Origin of the sequence: Saccharothrix deserti (assembly GCF_009769385.1) — a bacterium.
In the GTDB taxonomy this organism is placed as follows: Bacteria; Actinomycetota; Actinomycetes; order Mycobacteriales; family Pseudonocardiaceae; genus Actinosynnema; species Actinosynnema deserti.
Genome location: NZ_VKAB01000079.1, coordinates 1 through 17,433 on the forward strand (window position 1 = coordinate 1; position 17,433 = coordinate 17,433).

At 68.4% G+C, this 17,433-nt stretch carries 19 protein-coding genes and 6 pseudogenes; 9 read left to right on the top strand and 16 right to left on the bottom strand.

Annotation, left to right across the window (positions count from 1 at the left end; translation table 11 throughout):
- Positions 1-290 (top strand): annotated as a pseudogene (locus tag FM051_RS47675) (VOC family protein); the annotation flags it as partial.
- Here the strand turns inward: FM051_RS47675 and FM051_RS47680 are convergent.
- The 3 genes and pseudogenes from FM051_RS47680 to FM051_RS47690 all read right to left on the bottom strand — a co-directional run.
- Positions 259-618 (bottom strand): annotated as a pseudogene (locus FM051_RS47680) (helicase C-terminal domain-containing protein); the annotation flags it as partial. The pseudogenes FM051_RS47675 and FM051_RS47680 overlap by 32 nt on opposite strands.
- 6 nt (positions 619-624) lie before the next feature.
- On the bottom strand, positions 625-1,074 hold the full coding sequence (locus FM051_RS47685; protein WP_158854313.1) for a hypothetical protein: 450 nt from the start codon (positions 1,072-1,074) through the stop codon (positions 625-627).
- 4 nt (positions 1,075-1,078) lie between these two features.
- A complete protein-coding gene (locus tag FM051_RS47690; protein WP_158854314.1) occupies positions 1,079-1,417 on the bottom strand; it encodes a hypothetical protein in 339 nt (112 codons plus the stop codon).
- A 337-nt stretch (positions 1,418-1,754) separates the two neighbouring features.
- Here FM051_RS47690 and FM051_RS47695 point away from each other — a divergent pair, with 337 nt between their 5' ends.
- Together FM051_RS47695 and FM051_RS54340 are read left to right on the top strand one after the other, a co-directional pair.
- The gene (locus FM051_RS47695) at positions 1,755-2,369 is read left to right on the top strand and encodes a hypothetical protein (protein ID WP_158854316.1); all 615 of its coding nucleotides are present in this window, start codon (positions 1,755-1,757) and stop codon (positions 2,367-2,369) included.
- 307 nt (positions 2,370-2,676) lie between these two features.
- Positions 2,677-2,880 (top strand): annotated as a pseudogene (locus FM051_RS54340) (DNA-processing protein DprA); the annotation flags it as partial.
- Positions 2,881-2,962: 82 nt separating this feature from the next.
- On the opposite strand, the gene FM051_RS47705 reads toward FM051_RS54340, so the two are convergent.
- Positions 2,963-3,559: a CGNR zinc finger domain-containing protein gene (locus FM051_RS47705; RefSeq protein ID WP_158854318.1), complete on the bottom strand. Its 597-nt coding sequence runs from the start codon at positions 3,557-3,559 to the stop codon at positions 2,963-2,965.
- Between the two features lie 77 nt (positions 3,560-3,636).
- Between FM051_RS47705 and FM051_RS47710 the strand changes: the two genes are divergently transcribed.
- Complete coding sequence (locus FM051_RS47710; RefSeq protein WP_158854320.1) at positions 3,637-4,341, top strand: haloacid dehalogenase type II; 705 nt, start codon at positions 3,637-3,639, stop codon at positions 4,339-4,341.
- Here FM051_RS47710 and FM051_RS47715 read toward each other — a convergent pair.
- A pseudogene (locus FM051_RS47715) lies at positions 4,326-5,216 on the bottom strand (ATP-binding cassette domain-containing protein); the annotation flags it as partial. The gene FM051_RS47710 and the pseudogene FM051_RS47715 overlap by 16 nt on opposite strands.
- Between FM051_RS47715 and FM051_RS50240 the strand changes: the two are divergent.
- Positions 5,202-5,573: a hypothetical protein gene (locus FM051_RS50240; RefSeq protein ID WP_162470808.1), complete on the top strand. Its 372-nt coding sequence runs from the start codon at positions 5,202-5,204 to the stop codon at positions 5,571-5,573. The pseudogene FM051_RS47715 and the gene FM051_RS50240 overlap by 15 nt on opposite strands.
- Here FM051_RS50240 and FM051_RS47720 read toward each other — a convergent pair.
- The gene (locus tag FM051_RS47720; RefSeq protein ID WP_202919467.1) at positions 5,558-6,601 is read right to left on the bottom strand and encodes an IS630 family transposase; all 1,044 of its coding nucleotides are present in this window, start codon (positions 6,599-6,601) and stop codon (positions 5,558-5,560) included. The two genes, FM051_RS50240 and FM051_RS47720, sit on opposite strands and share 16 nt — an antisense overlap.
- Before the next feature lie 332 nt (positions 6,602-6,933).
- On the opposite strand from FM051_RS47720, the gene FM051_RS47725 reads away from it, so the two are divergent.
- Both FM051_RS47725 and FM051_RS47730 read left to right on the top strand, forming a co-directional pair.
- Entirely contained in the window at positions 6,934-7,347 is a 414-nt protein-coding gene (locus FM051_RS47725) for an NUDIX domain-containing protein (RefSeq protein WP_158854322.1), read from the top strand.
- An 85-nt stretch (positions 7,348-7,432) separates the two neighbouring features.
- Complete coding sequence (locus FM051_RS47730) at positions 7,433-7,897, top strand: inositol monophosphatase family protein (RefSeq protein ID WP_158854324.1); 465 nt, start codon at positions 7,433-7,435, stop codon at positions 7,895-7,897.
- Positions 7,898-8,230: 333 nt separating this feature from the next.
- Here FM051_RS47730 and FM051_RS47735 read toward each other — a convergent pair whose 3' ends face one another.
- From FM051_RS47735 to FM051_RS47745, 4 genes are read right to left on the bottom strand one after another with little or no spacing between them, the layout of a single operon-like run.
- On the bottom strand, positions 8,231-9,052 hold the full coding sequence (locus tag FM051_RS47735; protein ID WP_202919468.1) for a thioesterase family protein: 822 nt from the start codon (positions 9,050-9,052) through the stop codon (positions 8,231-8,233).
- Positions 9,053-9,060: 8 nt separating this feature from the next.
- Positions 9,061-9,735, bottom strand: a complete 675-nt coding sequence (locus FM051_RS47740) for a lysophospholipid acyltransferase family protein (protein WP_158854326.1) — start codon at positions 9,733-9,735, stop codon at positions 9,061-9,063.
- A 10-nt stretch (positions 9,736-9,745) separates the two neighbouring features.
- The gene (locus FM051_RS53830) at positions 9,746-10,060 is read right to left on the bottom strand and encodes a 3-oxoacyl-[acyl-carrier-protein] synthase III C-terminal domain-containing protein (RefSeq protein WP_338019549.1); all 315 of its coding nucleotides are present in this window, start codon (positions 10,058-10,060) and stop codon (positions 9,746-9,748) included.
- Positions 9,943-10,395, bottom strand: a complete 453-nt coding sequence (locus tag FM051_RS47745) for a ketoacyl-ACP synthase III (protein WP_338019550.1) — start codon at positions 10,393-10,395, stop codon at positions 9,943-9,945. The genes FM051_RS53830 and FM051_RS47745 overlap by 118 nt, the downstream gene beginning before the upstream one ends.
- A gap of 11 nt (positions 10,396-10,406) precedes the next feature.
- Here FM051_RS47745 and FM051_RS47750 point away from each other — a divergent pair, with 11 nt between their 5' ends.
- A complete protein-coding gene (locus FM051_RS47750; protein ID WP_238413207.1) occupies positions 10,407-10,799 on the top strand; it encodes a TetR family transcriptional regulator C-terminal domain-containing protein in 393 nt (130 codons plus the stop codon).
- A 32-nt stretch (positions 10,800-10,831) separates the two neighbouring features.
- Here the strand turns inward: FM051_RS47750 and FM051_RS47755 are convergent, their stop codons facing one another.
- The 4 genes and pseudogenes from FM051_RS47755 to FM051_RS47770 all read right to left on the bottom strand — a co-directional run bounded on the left by FM051_RS47755 (position 10,832) and on the right by FM051_RS47770 (position 14,129).
- Positions 10,832-11,593, bottom strand: a complete 762-nt coding sequence (locus tag FM051_RS47755) for a phytanoyl-CoA dioxygenase family protein (protein ID WP_202919469.1) — start codon at positions 11,591-11,593, stop codon at positions 10,832-10,834.
- A 94-nt stretch (positions 11,594-11,687) separates the two neighbouring features.
- Positions 11,688-12,284: a TetR/AcrR family transcriptional regulator gene (locus tag FM051_RS47760; protein WP_202919471.1), complete on the bottom strand. Its 597-nt coding sequence runs from the start codon at positions 12,282-12,284 to the stop codon at positions 11,688-11,690.
- Positions 12,285-12,498: 214 nt separating this feature from the next.
- Positions 12,499-13,875: pseudogene (locus FM051_RS47765) on the bottom strand (serine hydrolase domain-containing protein).
- A complete protein-coding gene (locus FM051_RS47770) occupies positions 13,872-14,129 on the bottom strand; it encodes a hypothetical protein (RefSeq protein ID WP_158854332.1) in 258 nt (85 codons plus the stop codon). Before FM051_RS47770 ends, FM051_RS47765 begins: the two are co-directional and overlap by 4 nt.
- A gap of 184 nt (positions 14,130-14,313) precedes the next feature.
- On the opposite strand from FM051_RS47770, the gene FM051_RS47775 reads away from it, so the two are divergent.
- Positions 14,314-15,237, top strand: coding sequence for a MarR family transcriptional regulator (locus FM051_RS47775; protein WP_158854334.1), 924 nt, complete (start codon positions 14,314-14,316; stop codon positions 15,235-15,237).
- Positions 15,238-15,726: 489 nt separating this feature from the next.
- On the opposite strand, the gene FM051_RS47780 is transcribed toward FM051_RS47775, so the two are convergent.
- Positions 15,727-16,467, bottom strand: coding sequence for a hypothetical protein (locus tag FM051_RS47780; RefSeq protein WP_158854336.1), 741 nt, complete (start codon positions 16,465-16,467; stop codon positions 15,727-15,729).
- 618 nt (positions 16,468-17,085) lie between these two features.
- A pseudogene (locus tag FM051_RS54345) lies at positions 17,086-17,169 on the bottom strand (hypothetical protein); the annotation flags it as partial.
- Positions 17,170-17,433: the final 264 nt, after the last annotated feature.

Below are 17,433 nucleotides of genomic sequence, written 5' to 3' on the forward strand. Positions count from 1 at the left end.
GGCTGCGCAACGACCGGTACACCGGGTTCACCGTCGTCGATCCGGGCGGCAACTGGATCCGGATCAACAAGGCCGCCAAGGAACCCGAGGCGCAGACCAAGCTCGCCAAAGCCATGGAGGACGCCGCGAGGCAGGCGGATGCGCGCGGCGACGAACGCCAGGGGCTGAAGATCCTGGAAGGCGCGTTGAAGCGGGCGACCGGCGACGAACCGGAGTTTCAGGCGGTGCGGGAGTACCGCGACGAACTCGTCGAACGGATCAAGGGGTCTGAGCCGCGTCCAGGCGCTTGAGCGCGGCCCTGACCACCTCGGGGTCGTAGGTCGTCCAGAACGGGGGAAGTGAGGCGCGCAGGAAGCCGCCGTAGCGGGCCGTGGCCGGCCTCGGATCCAGGACGGCCACGACGCCCTTGTCCGACATCGACCGCAGTAACCGGCCGGCGCCCTGGGCCAGCAGCAGTGCCGCGTGGGTCGCCGCGACCGTCAGGAAGCCGTTGCCTCCCCTGGAGTTGACGGCTTTCTGGCGCGCGGACGCCGGCGGGTCGTCCGGCCGGGGGAACGGGATCCTGTCCATGATCACGAGCTGGAGGGACGGGCCGGGCACGTCCATGCCCTGCCACAGTAGGCGTCAACAGCGAAGCTGAGGGCTGCGGTGGCTCCGAGGTAGGGGGGTGACCGTTGCGTGGTGTTCGGTGGCTTGCTCGCGCAGCGCTTGGTTTTCCAGGGTGAGTTCGTTGATGGCGGTGGCGTAAAGGGCCAGGAGCTGCTCCAGGCCCTGGCAATGTTGTCGTAGCTCATCGTGGTCCCGCTGGAGTTGTGTGTGCGCATCGACCGGACGCGACTCGGGCGTGGTGCTCCCGGCTTCGAACGCGAGCTTCTGGAAGTGATCACGCAGGTCGGTGTGCTTCTGGGCGACGACCCAGTACTTGACCTCGGCCTCGATGGCGAGCTGGACGATCGACAGCCGCCCGGTGGAGTGGAGAGGGGTGCCGGCCAGGAGCCGGTCGGCTGCGGCAAGCAGCGCCTGGCGTTGGAGGTCGGTTTCGGTGTGCGGCCAGGTGTTGGTAGCGAGTCCCAAGGTGTTACTTCCCATAGTGGTGGCGGCGGATGATCTTCTCGATGCGGTCCAGCTCGTGCCGGTCGCGTGCTGTCCTGAGTGAGGGGGCCAGCGGGTCGGCGACGACCTCCCTCAGCCGGTCGGCGCGGGTCTGGAAATCAGTGATGTTGGCGTCGGTGAACGCCAGGTTCTGGCATTGCGGTCGGCAGTCGTCCTGGTCCGGGGCGCGGCGGGTGCTGTTCTCGGTGCCGAAGAGCTGACAGAGGGCCTTGTTGGGGTCCAGAACGCAGGTCATCCCCCGGCCGGGAAAGATCTGGAGCAGCGGGTTGTCCAACAGATCGTGCGCCTGTTTGGCGGTGGTCACGACCCGGCCGGCGAACTTGGTGTGTGCGGTGTGGACGCGGTGCCGGTAGGCATCGGCGGCCGGACCACTGACATGCTCCCCAGCGGCCAGGTGCTCCTCGCGCTCCTCCAGTTGTTCCAGACGGAACAGCCAGTCCTCGAAGGCGTAGTCGTCGAGGACTCCGGACTCGTATTATAAGTCAGGCCTACTTGGCGGACCGCAGGTCAGTCGCTCGCATCTCCACCATGTTCGCGCGGAACGGAAATCCTTCGGTGTCCTGGGCGACGACGGCCGCACCTACCGGGCCCGCCACTGCCACAGCGACGGCTACCCGACCTGCCAGCTGGCCGCGCTGGGCGTGGCGCTGGACGAGCACCACGACGGCGATCTGTCGCGGCTGGCCGCCGCGATCCTGGAGCACGAGTGGTCGTTCATCGACGCGGACGAGGCGGCCGCGGAGGTCGCCGACGCCACCGTCCGCGCCCCCTACCGCCCCGACCACGTGCAGCCGGTCGCCGGCGTCGGCTACCGCTACACCGACTCCGCCCCCGATCCCACCATCGGCACCGTCGACGGGGACGCCGACGGCATGATCGCGTGGCTGTGCCTGCTGGTCAACGACCAGGTGGTCGTTTACCACGCCAAGAACGGCCGCTGGACGCACTTCGGCAACTTCAGTGTCATCGACCTCAAGAACCTCGACTTCGCCGCAGGCCGGGCAACGCCCGCCACGACGCCGCCCGTGCCTGAAGCAACCGAGCCGGCGCAGCGCGACGACTGCCGCTACACGGTGTTCGTGCGGTTCCCCAACGAGAAGACCACGCGACGGGTCACCGCCGATGGCGGCACCACGCGCCGGAAGGTCCACGCCGCGATCCTCACCCGCGCCCAGGCCGACCTCGTCGTCGAGTTGTCCCGCCCCTACCTCGACGAACACGAGCCCGGCACCCAGATGTGGATAGCGCCCTTCTGACCTGCGCACCTTCCCCACCTCCACCTCACTGCGGCGCGGCCGCGCGGCCGAACCACCGCAGCGCGGCCGCGCCGCCCTCGTGACCACCAACGCCCGCTGCACCATCCCGCGCCGGTCGCGACCGGGCCGGTGCGCGGCCACCTGCGATCCGAGTGGAGATACCGCCATGCCCGTCGACACCGCCAACCCGGTCATTCCCGACCGCGCCGTCGTGCTCGCCGCCCCGGACGGCAGTGGCGAACCGATGACCGTGACCGCCGCCGTCCTCACCGTCGAGCACCGGGAGGAGACCGGCGTCTACGGCCGCATGATCGGCCTCGAAGCGCACCTGCGCGTGCTGTTCCCCGGCGCCCGCGCGTCGACGGAGTACGGAAACACAGTCGCGGGGGACGTCAGTTACGAGCTCGCCCGTGCCGGGGCGACCGTCCTCAGCGGCGGCAGCCTCGGCGTTGACGAAGCAGCGCACCGCGGCGCACTGGCCGCAGACGGCAGGACGATCGTCGTGCTCGCCAACGGGGTTGACCGCACCCATCCGCACCAGCACGCCCGCCATGCGCCCGAGGCTGCGGCATCAGGTCCGACAGGAACGCCGGTTACAGGCCGGACCGGCCAGACGCTCGGGCACGTTCACCCTTACGCGACAAGCGAACCTGTCCGGCGGCTTGCTTGCGAGCTCGGTAAGCCGCGGCCTTCACGCGATTGCCGCAACCCTCCATACCGCACCAGGTCCGACGTGCACCGCGGGAGCGGTCGACGTAGATGCGCGTGCAGCCCGAACGACCGCACTCCTTCAAGCACGCGTCGCGGTCGGCGAGCACGGTGATCCCGCTGCGTGCGACGTGGGCCAGCGCGGAACGGAGATCTCCCGAAAGACGCACGCCTGCGTCGCCGAGTTCGACCGTGGGCACCGGCCCGGCGGCGGCCTCGTTGAGGACGCCAAGGCTGGTTGGCGTGAAGCGACGACCCTGCAGGCGATCGAGCGCCAGCTGGTAGAGCGCCTCGCGGAGCCGCAGCGCGGACGCGAAGGTCTCGGTATCGGCGGTCACCTGGTCCGGTAGCTCGTCGCATTCGTGCACCCACTGCTCGAGATCGGCGGGTGCGACCAGGAGGTCGACCGGGTTGTCTCGACGGGACCCCACGGTGCCGACCAGGTCCAGAGCTGGGTTGCCACTCACGAATGCGAACCTCACGTCACCATCTTGACTGGTGACGCGAAGTCGGGCAACAATCGTCACCTGCTTAACCGGTGACGCACTGAGGAGGCTGAATGGCCGAGGCACCCGACATCGAGGTGGTCGTCTTCGACGTCCTCGGAACGATGGTCGACGAGCCGGGCGGGCTTCGAGCGGCCATTCGCGAAGCCGTGCCCGCGGCCGACGATGCCGCTGCCGACAAGCTGCTCACCGTGTGGCGAGAACATGTCGAGCACGAACAGCAACGCATCGAGAAAGCAAGCCGGGCATACGCCAACACCGAGGTCATCGACCGCGAGGCGGCTCAACGCGTAGCCGACCGTGCCGGGCTTACCGACCCGGTGACCACCGAGCGACTGGCTACCGCGGGCCGGCGCCTGAAGCCCTGGGACGACTCCGTCGCCGGACTCACCCGCCTCGCGCGGCGATTTCCGGTATTGGGGCTTTCCAGCGCCAGCCGCGCGGCGCTGCTCCGCCTCAACGCGTACGCCGGACTGCGATGGCACCAGGCCTTGTCCGCCGAAGACGTCAGGGCCTACAAGCCCGCACCGGAGGTCTATCAGCTCGCCGTCGACGCGGCCGGATGCCCAGCGGAGCGCGTGTTGATGGTCGCCGCCCACGCCTGGGACCTTCGCGGAGCCCAGGCGGTGGGCATGCGAACCGCCTACGTTCGGCGACCCGCCGGTGATGCTCCGAAAAGCACCGACACCTTCGATTGGCGGTCGAACAGCCTCGACGAGTTGGTCGCCGCGCTCACGGACACTCAGTTGCCGACGTAGGCCGCGAGGTGCTCGCCGGTGAGCGTCGAGCAGGCGGCGACGAGGTCGGCGGGTGGGCCCTCGAAGACGATCCGGCCACCGTCGTGGCCCGCCCCGGGACCGAGGTCGATGATCCAGTCGGCATGCGCCATGACCGCCTGGTGATGCTCGATGACGATCACCGACTTGCCGGAGTCGACGAGCCGGTCGAGCAGGCCGAGCAGCTGCTCGACATCGGCAAGATGCAGGCCGGTGGTCGGCTCGTCGAGGACGTAGCCTCCGCCCTTCTCCCCCAGATGCGTCGCCAGCTTGAGTCGCTGCCGCTCGCCGCCGGACAGCGTGGTGAGCGGCTGCCCGAGCTTGAGGTAACCGAGCCCGACATCCTCCATCCGGGCCACGATCTTGTGCGCCGCGGGTGTCCGCGCCGGGCCGTCGCCGAGGAACTCCGCCGCCTCCGCGACCGACATGGCGAGTACCTCGCTGATGTCCTTGCCACCGAAGCGGCACTCCAGCACCGACGTCTGGAACCGCTTCCCTTCGCACTCCTCGCAGGTGGTGGCGACGCCGGCCATCATCGCCAGGTCGGTGTAGACGACGCCGGCGCCGTTGCAGTTGGGGCAGGCGCCCTCGGAGTTGGCGCTGAACAGCGTCGGTTTCACGTCGTTGGCCTTCGCGAACGCCTTGCGGATCGGGTCGAGCAGGCCGGTGTAGGTCGCCGGGTTGCTGCGCCGTGAGCCGCGGATGGGCGTCTGGTCGACCGCCACCACACCCGCGTCGGCCGGCATCGAGCCGTGGATCAGTGAGCTCTTGCCGGAGCCGGCGACTCCGGTGACCACGCTCAGCACTCCGAGCGGGATGTCGACGTCGACATCCTGGAGGTTGTGGGTGTTGGCGCCGACCCGGCTCTGCTCGCCGCGGTCCTGGACCTGTTCACGCGGATGAAGGAGAGCGAGGCCGGCGACGGCGGTTGGAGCGGAGGCGACACCGTCGACGTGATGTCCCGGTGGTTCGCCGAGTTCGGCATCGACGTCGACGCCGACGAGGTGGCGGCCGCCCGGTCGCTGCGCATCCCGGCCTGGCTCGCCCACACGCTCGCCGTCCCTCTACCCGCGGAGTCCGGCCTGGTCATCCACGTGTTCTCCGGATTCGGGATGTCTCATGAGCCGCAACCCAGGCAGCCACGAACCCATCAAGCTGTGGCGAGTGTCACTTATTTGAGCCGAAAGTGTTCGGTTGCCTACATGATGGCGTAGCGGACGTGCTGGGCCCGGAAGCAGCCGCGGACGATGTGCGGCTGGCGCTGGCGGCGGCGCAGGAACCGTCGGGTCTCGTGGGCGAGGCGGTCGGCGTTGTGGGCGCGTGAGGCGTTGACGTTGCGCTTGAGGTCGGCGTTGAGCAGCTCGTCGGGGTTCAGCTCGGGGCTGTAGCCGGGCATGAGGTGCAGTTCGACCCGGTCGGCGTTGGCCTGCAGCCAGGCGCGGACCGCCTTGCTGCGGTGCACCGGGTGCCGGTCGGCGATGACGTGCACCTTCCGGCCCGCCTGGCGTGCCACACGGTCGAGAAATGCGGTGAACACGGTCGCGGTGAACCGCTCGGTGAACACGGTGAACCACAACGCACCCCGTGGGGCGACCGCGGACATGACGTTGACCCGCAGCCGCTTCCCGGTCACCCGCACGATCGGCGTGCGGCCCTTGGGCGCCCAGGAACGGCCGGGCGGCGCGGCGTCGGAGCGCAGCCCGCACTGGTCCACCCACGCGACCGCCGCGCCCTCGGCCTTCGCGCGCGCCTCGATCGCCGGACAGTCCTCGTCCAGCCAGGCCCTCACCGCGGCGGGCTGCTGCTCGTAGGCACGACGGGCCGGTCGCCGCGGGGTGAATCCGTGCCGACGCAGCCACAACCCCACGCCCTGCTCGGTCATGTCCGCACCGACGACCGGTCGGATCAGCTCCACCACCGCCTGGCGTGTCCACAGCGGGCCGCCGATCAGCAACTCCTCCGGGGTGTAGTCGGCCATCGCCGCGAACAACGTGCCGCGCTCCTCCGGACTGATCAATTCGGCCGGTCCCGGCCGTCGACCCCGACGCACCACCAGACTGTCCCGACCGTTCCGTTGGCAGGCCCGCCACCAGGTGCCCACCGACCGCACCGACACCCCGAACACCTCGGCAGCCTGCCGATAGCCCTCGACCTGCCCCGACTCCAGCGCCGCGACCACCCGCAACCGCAGCACCTCCTGCTCTGCAGGCGACAACCGGTGCGCACCCTCAACCTCGACCACGTACATCAACCTACAGGCAACCGATCACTTTCGACTCAATATGTATTGCAACACCCCGCAGATGCCCGAGGGGGTACCGACCGCACCACGGTGCCGGACCGGATGCGGCTACTGGCCGACCCGGTACTCGCCCGAGGTTGGAATCTGACCTCGCGACTGCACATCCTGTTGTGGGAGAACGCCCGTGCCCCCCTGATACCGGTCCACCACAAGCAGGCGGCCCACGTCACGAGAGTCCGCAACCGGCTCCGGGCGCCGCCTCGACAACGCCCTGCCCACTGAACTTGAGAGCTTCATGATGAACTCCCCGACCACCTCCGCCCTCGGTCCGCTTGTCGCGGTGTGGCCTCGTCGGATACGACGAGCGCATCCTGATCCTGCGGGACCGGCACGCTCCCGCCTACCGCCTGCCCGGCGGGCTCGTACGGCCTGGGGAATCCGTCGAGGATGCGCTGCGTCGCGTCCTACGGGAACAGGTCGACGCCGACATCGCGCACCTCGGCTTCTGCGCCACCGTGGAACTTCACGGACACAACGACCCGAACGGGCCGCCGGTCTACGAGCTGGCGCTGCTGTTCGACGTGACCATCACCGACCCCGAGGCCGTGCAGTGGAACGAGGGCGAAGTGCGGTGGGCCGCCGACACGGACCTCCACCAGATCGACGTGCGCCCGGTGGTGATCGCGGAACGACTGCGCAGCGGCACCCTGACCGCCGAAACGCCGTGGTGGCCGTCCAGGTCCTGACGACGGGCGCACACGTCAACGCCCGACCGTCCACACAGGCTCGCCGCCCGCGCGATCCGACCTTCCCGGAAGAACCGAGACAACGATGCTGTCGGCACCCGACCTCACCGCCGCCCTGCCCGCGGCCCAGACCGCGATCGACCACGCCGTCACCCACGTCCTCGGCCACCAACCCCGCAACATCCGCTACAAAGGCGACCGCGACCCGGTATCCGACGTCGACGAAGGCGTCGAACACCTCGTGCGCCAACTTCTCACCGCCGACGGGCACTCCGAGATCGGGTTCATGGGCGAGGAAACCGGCGCGGTCGGCAACCCCGACACCTACTGGGTCCTCGATCCCATCGACGGCACGATCAACCACCACCACAACAACCCGCTCTGCGCCATCGCCCTCGGGCTCGTGCACCACCACCAACCGGTCCTCGGCGTCACCGCGTTGCCGTTCCTCGGCCACCGCTACTGGGCCACCCACGGCCAAGGCGCCTACCGCGACGGCGATCCAATCACTGCGTCGAGGGTGGCGGCGGTCGTCTGCGGAAAGAAGTGATCTATTTCGAGGGCTTGCTCACATAAGACTTTGGCCTTCTCGTGAGATCCGATCCCTTGCCAGGCCAACGCCTGTAGGTATAGAACATGGACTTCGCCTGCTGGAACCCTCCGCCCGTACATCGCGTTCACTGTCCGCACGCTGGCCAACGTGATAGATCTGGAAGTGCTGGTGCTCACCGGCACGAACTTCGCCATCGCGGGTTCGGTCTACTGCCGGTGCTGCGCGCAGAACTCGACCAGGCATTCGTCGCCCGCGACGCGCATCCCACCGCCGTGCGGCTGTCGACGTCGGCGGCGGCCTGTTCATATCGAAGGGCAGGATCCCGTTCAGTCAGTGGAGGATGGCGAGTTGTCGGGACTGGGCGACCAGGGTGCCTCGGGAATCCCAGATGTCGCAGTCCTCTTCGTGGAAGCCGCCGGTGAGGCGCCGAGTGGTGATCTGGCAGGCCAGCCAGCCGGGTGCGGGCCGGTTGCGTAGATGGATGGTCAGTTCGATGGTGGCTGAGGGGAATTCCCCGAGTTCCATGACAGCCGGGTAGGCGGCATCGGCGAGAAACGGCAGACTCAACAGGTCGGGTTCACGGCCGTCAGCGAAGCGCATCCAGAAAGTCATACTGGGATCGCCGCTGGGTTGCCCGCGCAACCAGCCGGGAGGCTGAGTGACACGGCATTCGACCCTGTCGGCGACGGTGACGCCGGGCAAGGTTATGTCGGCCAGCGGGTTTATCAGCTCGTCCGGCGAGGGCAGGTCGGGCATGGCGGCCAGGGACAGGGTGCGGCCATCGGCCTGGTCGAGGTCGGCGAAGGTCGCGACGACGCGCAAGATCTCTTTGTCGCCTTGGCGCATTCGCGCCTCGCCGGTGGAGGTTCGGCGTCCTTTTCGGGCTGTCTCCACGTGAATCCGCGCGGGACCGGGCGCTCCGGGCCGGAGAAAGAACGCTGACGCCACCAGCGGATCACGCAACTCGGACTGCTGCTGCAACGCACGAACACCCACTGCCATCAGGTAGCCCCCGTTGGGATCACCACTGGTGGTGTTCCAGCGATCGGTGAGTTGGACGGCGAAGATGTCAGGGGCGACCTGGGCAGGCCGGCTGTCTTGGTCGAAGAGGTAGTCGGGGATCTCGGATCCTCCTCGCTCGTCGCGTGACACAACGGCGTTTAGCTGGCTTTGGTTTGCGGAAATGCCGCGTAGGTGTCGGCGCGGTCCTGTCCGGAGAGTGTCCCGATCGCATGCATGATCTCGTCGGTGACGACGCGGCGTGTCTGGGCGGGTCGTGCATCGTCCTCGGTTGTCGTGAAGTGCAGCGGTTTGCCGAACTCCACGATGATGCGGTGGAAACGGGGCAGCCGCCTGCCGATGGGCTGAAGCCGGTCGGTGCCGGTCAGCGCGACCGGTACGACGGGAGCGCCGGTTTTCAAGGCAAGCCAGGCAACACCGGTCCGGCCGCGGTAGAGCCGGCCGTCGAGTGATCGGGTTCCTTCGGGGTGGATGCCGAAGGCGTGTCCCTGGGCCAGCATTCGTTCGGCGGCTTCCAGAGATGCCTGCGCGCTGCGGTGGCCGCCCCTGTCGACGGGGATGGAGCCGACGGCGGTGAAGAAGCCGCGCGTCAGGAAGCCTTTCAGGCCCTTGCCGGTGAAGTACGCGTCCTTGGTGAGGAAGTAGACCGGACGCGGAGCCAGCAGTGTGATGACGACGCTGTCGATGAATGACAAGTGGTTGCTGGCGATGACGACCGCGCCGCGCCGCGGGACGTTGCTCCGGCCCCGAATGATGGGCCGGTAGAGCGATCGGACCAGGAGGCCGACCAGCAGCCGGGTGAGTGAGTAGAGCATGGTCCGTCCTTCAGGGGCAGGTGATGACCTGGCCGGCCCAGGAAAGGCCGCCGCCGAAGGAGAACAGCAGTACCGGTGACGCGGCGGGTAGCTCGCCACGTTCGACCAGTTTGGACAGTGCCAGCGGTACGGACGCGGCGGAGGTGTTGCCGGAGTCGACGACATCCCGGGCGATCACGACGTCGTCCCGCAGAGCGAGCCGGCTGGTCAGCGACTCGATGATCCGCAGGTTGGCTTGGTGCGTGACGATGCCGGCGAGGTCGGTGGTGGCGATCCCCGGATGGAGTGGTCGGCGCAGGCGAGGGCTGTGCAGAAGCCGGCGCAACCGTTGTTCAGGTCGAAGCACACGGCGGCGGGAATGCCGAGGCGGGCGGCGATCTGGGCGGCGATCGACGGGCAGCGGTCGATCGCGGTACACGTCGCGACGGTGACCAGGCCGATCTCCGCCGGCGTCACGCCGGATGCGGCGAGCGCCTTGGCGGCGGCTGCCGCCGCCATGTCGGTGACCGACTCGTCCTCGTTCGCGATCCGGCGAGTAGCGATCCCGGTGCGTTGCCGGATCCACGCGTCGTTCGTGTCCACGATGCGTTCCAGGTCGGCGTTGGCCAGCACACGGGACGGTTGGTGATGGCCGAGAGCAGCTATTCGGGATCCGGGCAAGAGTTTCTCCTTTGGTCGGGCAGCACGGTGGCGTCGAGGGTCTGGCCACCGGCAGGCTCGCGGCCGAGATCGGGATGAGCAAGGCCGGCGTGCTCGGTCACTTCGGTACGAAGGAAAGCCTGCAGCTCGCCGTCGTCGGCGCTGCGGCGGCGGAGTTCGACGGGCGGAGCGGACCCGTGCGCGACGCCATCGCCGGGATGGACGCGCTGTGGCAGCGCGACCTGCGCATCCACATCCGGCGTGCGGTCAGTGATGGCGACCTGCCGCCGGACACGGATGCCGACCAGTTGGTCTGCGAGATCGCCGGCATCATGTTGGCCCTCAACCACTTCCTGCAGCTACAGCGCGACCGGCTCGCCCCGGCCCGCGCTCGCCGCGCACTCCACCGCCTCCTCGGCACCTGACCGGCGCGGCGCCAATTGCGGCATATGCCGCTCTACGCGTGGAGGAGACGCTTGGGGTGCATACCATCGACCATGCCGATGAACGGCGGGTGGATGCTGTAGCCGAGCATCCGACGGATGTCTTCGGACACTGCGTGAACCGTGTCGCGCTTGGTGGACAAGGTGAATGCTTCTTGGGGACGTAACCACGGTTCGCAGTATTGGGCTGTGATCGCGAGGCGGGCATGGTCGGAGTGGTTGGCGCCGCCGCCGTGCCACAGGGTGCCGATGAAGAACACGCACGAGCCGGGCGGCATCACGGCCATGAGTCGGGTGTCGTGGTCGGTCGGCCTGCGGTCGGCGTCCCAGCGGTGACTGCCCGGCAGGATGACAGTGGCACCATTGTCGTTGGTGAAGGCGTCGATGGCCCAGATCGTCGCCGCGCCCAGGGGTGGCCGCGGTCGGGGCACGGGGTAGATCGCGTCGTCCGGGTGGAGGAGTTGGGCGGTCTCGCCGGGGTTGATGTTGATGACCTGCAGTTGGGAGAGCAGGTAGTTGGGCAGGAACAGCCGGTCGAGCAGGGCCAGCACCCTCGGGTGGTCCACGAGCCGGTCGCACGCGCGGGTCTTGTTGAGGACACTGTAGACGCGTTGGGTGCGTTCGCCCTCGAAGGTGTTGCGCCCGGTCTTGCTCAGGAGCGGTGTCACGTTCTGCCGTATTCGCTCGCATTCCTCCGGGCGCAACAGGTTTTCCAGGATGACGTATCCGTCGCGTTCGACGGCGGCCAAGTCGGCGTCGACGACCGCGGGGTCCACAGTGGTCCCGGCGCTCACGGTGGCCTTGTGCCGCCGAGCCAGGTCGCGGCCCAGATCCTCCAGGCCCGCGATGGTTTCGGGTTGTTGCGGCAAGTCAGTCCCTTTCCCGTCGAAGTAGGCCCACCGCTCCGGAAAGCACCGTCCACAGTTCGGTGATGATCTCCTCGGCGGGTGGCCGGGGCGTTCTGGTGAGCGCGACCGAGACCATGACGTTGGTGCCGCCCAGCGTCGCTGCGGCCAGGAACTCCGGATCGCGGCCGGCCTGCAGTTCACCGGCGCGTTGTGCGTGGGCGATGTTGCGCGCACCCAGTTCGATCAACTGGTGCAGGTGGCGCGTGTTCGCGGCGGCGACCTCCGCGTCACCGACCAGGCCGCCCAGCACCAGTGGCGCCAGCGGCTCGGCGTACAGCGCCGTCACCCAGTCGTGGATCCGTTGCCGTTCACGTTCGGCCCAGGTCGGGGCGTCGTATCGGCGCAGCGCGGCGGCCTCGCCGAGTCGCTGGTAGAAGGCGTCCAAGACCGCGATCAGCAGGCCGTTGCGGGTGCCGAAGTACCGGTATGGCAGGCCGGCGCTCACCCCGGCCCGCCGTGCCACGGCCGCCACCTCCAACTGCCCGGTCTCGGCGAGTTCCTCCGCTGCGGCTCGCAGGAGCTTGTCCCGGGCCGCCGCGCCGCGGGGCACCTTCGGCATGGTCACGGCGATAAGGTAAGTTGAGTTCAACTCACTTGTCAATGCAAGGTCGCAGCGAGGTCACTCGTGGACACGTTGGCCGCGAAAGCGCTCCGCCGTGAGCCACTCGCTCGCGGCGAGGCGCTGGCGTGCGGAGCGCGTGTCCTGAGGACGAGTTTGTGGGGAGGAACTGGGTAGTGCGGGCGAGGCGACCTCGGCTTCGATGTCCGCACGGTCACCCTGATCGTGGATTTACCCGGCAGTTGGTGTGGAGGTATCGGGCGGTGCCGTTGGTGAAGTCGTAGATCGCGACCGTCTGGGTGTCCTCCAGCGGATCCACCGGTGGCATCAGGAAATGTGTCTCGCTCACCGGGAGCAGTTCGTATCTGATGCGGTCTGGTTTCTGGAGGAACTCTGCCTGCATCGGGTCGAGGACCAGGGTCAGGTACAGCGTTCCGTCTTCGGCTGACACCTCGTACCGCGTGCCGGGGCGCTCGTAGACGCCTTCGCACCTGGCGAGGTCGAGGTTCAGTGTCGGGTCTGGTGCGGGCAGGTCCGGGATGGTGGCCGTGCCGAGGTCGGTCAGGATTTCGTTGAACACCGTGTGGTAGAAGCTTTCCCGCGGTCCGCCGTTGGTCAGCATCGCGATGGCGGTGTTGGAGTCCGGCAGGATCCGGAGCCGGGCGTTCTGGCCGATCGTGCTGCCGTCGGTGGCGTAGACGGTTTCGCCGTGCCAGTCACACACGATGAGGCCGAGTGCCCATTCCGGCCCGAACAGGTACGGATCCGGTACGGGCACCCGCGAACGCGTCATCTCCCGGATGCTGTCGGCCGAGATGATGCGTTTTCCGTTCGGCGCAGTGCCTTCGTTGAGCAGGACGTGCGCCATCGTGAGCACTTCCCGGGTCGTCGAGGTGATGCCCCCGCCAGGGCCGAAGGCACGCGGCAGGTAGTCGATCGGTGTGACGATGGGGCCTTCTTCCAGCGACCGGATCAGGTGTCCGGTCGCGGCCCGGGTTTCGTCCACCTGATCGTGCCGGCTGTTCGTGCTGGTCAGGCCCATGGGGTCGAAGAGGCGATCCCGCATGACGTCGTCCCAGCGTGTGCCGTCGTGCACCTCCAGGATCCGCGCGAGAATGGCGTAGCCCAGCGCCGCGCTGTAGCCGTGGGTGTGACCGAGCGGGAAGACCTGGGGCGCGTCGGCGATGTTCTCGACCATGCGTTCGTAGACGTCGTCGCCTTCGCCGGGATCGCCGTAGGCTTCCTAGATACCGTTGGCGTGGTAGAGCAGGTGCCGAGGGGTGACCTTGGCGCTCGCCTCGGGATCGGCCACGGTGAAACCGGGCAGGTAGGTTCGCACCGGCTCGTCCAGGTCGACTTTCCCCTCGTCGACGAGCTGCATGAAGGCCAGCGCGGTCCACGTCTTGGTCATGGAGCCGCACTGGTAGACGGTGTCGGTCGTCGCGGGTTCCCGCGTTTCCACGCATCTGACGCCGACCGCGAACTCGGTGAGCTCTCCGTCGCGCAGCACGCCGATCGCGGCGCTCGGGATTCCGTACTCCGCCAGGAGTTCGGCGACCCGGGCTCGAATTCGGGGCACGTCGATCGTCATCGCGGGAGACCGACCGCGTTCGCGGCGTCCGCTTCGAAGTACTCCGTCGTGGCGTAGGCGCCGGCGTGTGTCTCGAAGAAGTCCCGGACGCCGTCGATGGAGTCGTGGGTGATGATGTTGACCGCCTTGGCCCCGTCCTTGCTCGCGACCGCCACCTTCCACTTGGCGCCCTTGGGGAGCTTGGCGTGCGCCTTCTTCAGGCTGCTCCAGAACTTGCCGTCGTCCGAGACGGTCGACACGGCCATCACGTGCATCGTTTATGTCCTCCTCTTTCCGGATGAGAAAACGCTACGTTGCGTTTCAGACTGTGTCAACGAGATGACCGTATAAAGCGGGAGATGAACGCCTATTGTTGCAACAGGGTTGTGAGTAAATGCAACTACCTCAGCTCGGTCATTGCAATGTATGTTGATGAACGCAAGGAGAGGAGGTGCGCCGGTGCCAGGAGGCAGGCTGACCCACGAGGACCGCCAGCGGATCGCGGCATGGCTGGCCGACGGGCTCGGGTACGCCGAGATCGGCCGACGGCTCGGCCGGCCGACGTCCACGATCAGCCGCGAGGTCGCACGCAACGGCGCGCCCGGCGAGTACCTGGCCGACCACGCGCAGCAGGCGGCCGGGCACCGTGCCCGCCGCCGCAAGCCGACCCGGCCCGCCGAGCCGGCGGCCGACGGGCAGCCGACCGAGGTGGTGCGCGGCTTCGTGGACCGGTTCGCGACGCTGCTGGCCGCGACCGGGCTGCCCAGGATGACCGCACGGGTGTTCGTCTGCCTGCTCACCGCCGACGCCGGCGGCCTGACCGCAGCCGACCTGGTGCGCCGGCTGCAGGTCAGCCCGGCGTCGGTGTCCAAGTCCATCGGCTACCTCGAAGCCATGGACCTGGTGGTGCGCCAACCGGACCCGGGTGGGCGCCGCGAGCGGTACGTCATCGACGACGCCGTCTGGCTCCGCGCGTGGCAGGCCGACACCAGCGCACACGGCGACATCGCGACCGCCGCACAGCGCGGCATCGAGATCTTCGGCGCCGACACGACCGCCGGCGCCCGACTCGGCAGGATGGGCCAGTTCTTCGCCCGACTCAACGAGCAGATGAGCGGCAGCACCCTTGCCGAGACCGTCGTATACGACGCGCTGACCGTGCTCGCCGCCCTCGCGCACGCCCGCCGCCCGCTCACCCTGGACACGCTGGCCACCGCGCTCGACTGGCCCGGGGGCCGCGCCACCACCGCCCTGGACGCGATCCAACGTCAACCGGCCATCGCCGACCCCCTCGCCCTACAGGCCACCGGTCCCGAGACGTACACCCTCACCGCACGACCGGACCGCCTGAGCCCGGCACAACGCCAAGCACTCGAAACGTGAGACACGCGAATCGCGCCGGCAGGTCCTCGAAATCGGCGACGCGCCGTAACATGCGCCATTCGGCCCAGAAAGCCAGGACCTCTCGGTAGATGCGGGCCGCCGCGAGCTCGACTCCGCACGCGCGGACATCGGCCAGTCGTGCAGTACCCGCACCGCGGCGGCAACGCACGCTCATGTAGCCGCTGAGCGCGCACCACATCAGGCGTTCGAGGTTGGTGTCCTGCTGGTCTGTCAGGGCCGCAGGCCGCGGCTCTGACGGGATCAACTCGCTGTGGCCGCTCCAAGGTTGCATCCTTGATACGCACCACAGGAGGACGAGGCGTCACGCCAGGCGTTCCCGGCTACCTCATCAACGGCGTACGACCGTGCTGACCAGCGCAAACCGCGCAGGATCACACGGCCCACCGCTGTCGTCGGACAGCGGCGGCACAGCAGGTCGCTACTTGAGTTAGTACCAAGGCCGTGCGGTGGGGTCGGTTGTGGTGATCGTCAAGGGTTCGGTGTGCGCTGCACCTGGGTGACGTTCACGTCTTCCCGTTCCGGTACGCCGAACGCCTCGGCGACCACGCCGCTGCCGGCGGCGGTGACCTCCAGCGCCAGGCGGCTGCCCATGGTGCGCAGGTCCAGCCGCGCGTGGAGGGAACCGGAGTGTTCGGGCATCTGGTAGATGCGCGCTGCCGGGTACCCAAGGGCGGTCAGCTTGTCGGCCATCTGCTGGTAGCCAGCCGCGCCGGTGCCCTCGAACGCATTGCTGATGAGCGCGATGTGCTCCTCGCCGGCGCAGGTCTCGATGCCGTTGAGGGCGACTTCCTTCACCTCAACAGGAAGGGTCGAGTCGGGGGTGGGCTCGGCAGGGCTGTCGACCGGGATGGGGATATCGCCGTTGGCGTCGGGTGTGCCCGGCGGGGTGGAGCCTGCCGGGTAGCGGGGGGAGCCCGCCTGGCTGCCGCCGGGGAGGTCTTCCGGCCTGGGGGCGGAGTTGCCGCTGTCGGGTGCGTCGGGGGCGCAGCCCTGGGCGATGCGCGTGGAGAGTTCCAGGAAACGTACTTCGGTATCGTCGGCGGTGAGGTTGGCGGACATGACACTTCCAGCGGGGGTCTGGTCGGCCGCCACTTTCTGAGCGCCGCAGCCGGTGAGGATCAGGCAGCCGAGCGCAGCCGCCACGACCGGCTTGAGGACGGAGCGAGAACGCATGAGCGGAGCATGCGTCACGGTGATCACCGAGCGCATGAGTACTCGTACTCATCTTCGGTGGCCTTGTCTAAGTGGGCCGGTGGCGGAGTGGACGGGCGACCGGTGCCGGTGTGTGCGCTGTTGGCTAGGCGAGGCCCCTCTACGGGATCCGGGAGATCCGAGCCTGGATCTGGCCCGAAGTTTCACTCGGTGGCGGCATGCCGTGCGTGCTGTAGGTCGGCCGACGGGCGCTAATACGAGCGGGGGGCCAAGAGACGTGGGATGATCTCCCGCGCCGCGCTGACGTAGCCGCGAGGGCGCCTGGGTCCCCGCCGATGCGTTCGGCGCCGGCGCGCATGGCACCGGACAGCAACTCCACCGCGAGGGGCACATCTCCGACATCGCGGAACTCTCCGCGCGCGATGCCGTCCCGGACGACCGTCTCCACGTTGACCACGATCGGGTGGAACGGGCTGTCCGGCCCCTGCGGCGCCTCAGCGACCGGCCCGGAACCCGAACGGAACATCAGCGCAGCATGACCTGGTCCGTGAACTCCTCCAGGACCGCCTCGATGATCTCGCGCATCCGCTCCGCGGCCGGATTCGCGGAGCGCGCGGCGATCGCGGCCACACGCTCGACCGCGGGCCGGGCCGCCCTCCGGGTCAGCGCCAGGACCAGCGCGTGCTTGTCGCGTGCGTAGTTGTACAGCGTGTTGCGCGCGAGCCCGGCCCGGGCCGCGATATGGCCTATGTTGATCGAGTCGTAGTCCTTCCCTCACTGTGGCTTCCCTCCCGCCCTGGACGGTGGCCCGTGCGCCTCGCGCCGCGCTTCGCCTCCTGCTCAGAGGGATCGCGTGCTGCATCTCAAGAAGCGCGTGGAACTTCGGCCTTCGGCGCTACCGATCTTTTCGTTTCGGGGTGACGGTTGCTCTTGCCGGTGGGTGTATGCCGGTGGGTGTATGCCGGTGGGTGTATGCCGGTGGGATGCGGTATTCCGATGGTGGTGGTCTGACCGCGGAGCAAC

Excerpts from the sequence above, each read along its gene's own strand:
- FM051_RS47770 (WP_158854332.1), bottom strand. The coding sequence starts at position 14,129 with ATGCACGTGATGGCCGTGTCGACCGTCTCGGACGACGGCAAGTTCTGG.
- FM051_RS47710 (WP_158854320.1), top strand. The coding sequence starts at position 3,637 with ATGGCCGAGGCACCCGACATCGAGGTGGTCGTCTTCGACGTCCTCGGA.
- FM051_RS47780 (WP_158854336.1), bottom strand. The coding sequence starts at position 16,467 with ATGCGCTCGGTGATCACCGTGACGCATGCTCCGCTCATGCGTTCTCGC.
- FM051_RS47730 (WP_158854324.1), top strand. The coding sequence starts at position 7,433 with ATGCTGTCGGCACCCGACCTCACCGCCGCCCTGCCCGCGGCCCAGACC.
- FM051_RS47760 (WP_202919471.1), bottom strand. The coding sequence starts at position 12,284 with ATGCCGAAGGTGCCCCGCGGCGCGGCGGCCCGGGACAAGCTCCTGCGA.
- FM051_RS47740 (WP_158854326.1), bottom strand. The coding sequence starts at position 9,735 with ATGCTCTACTCACTCACCCGGCTGCTGGTCGGCCTCCTGGTCCGATCG.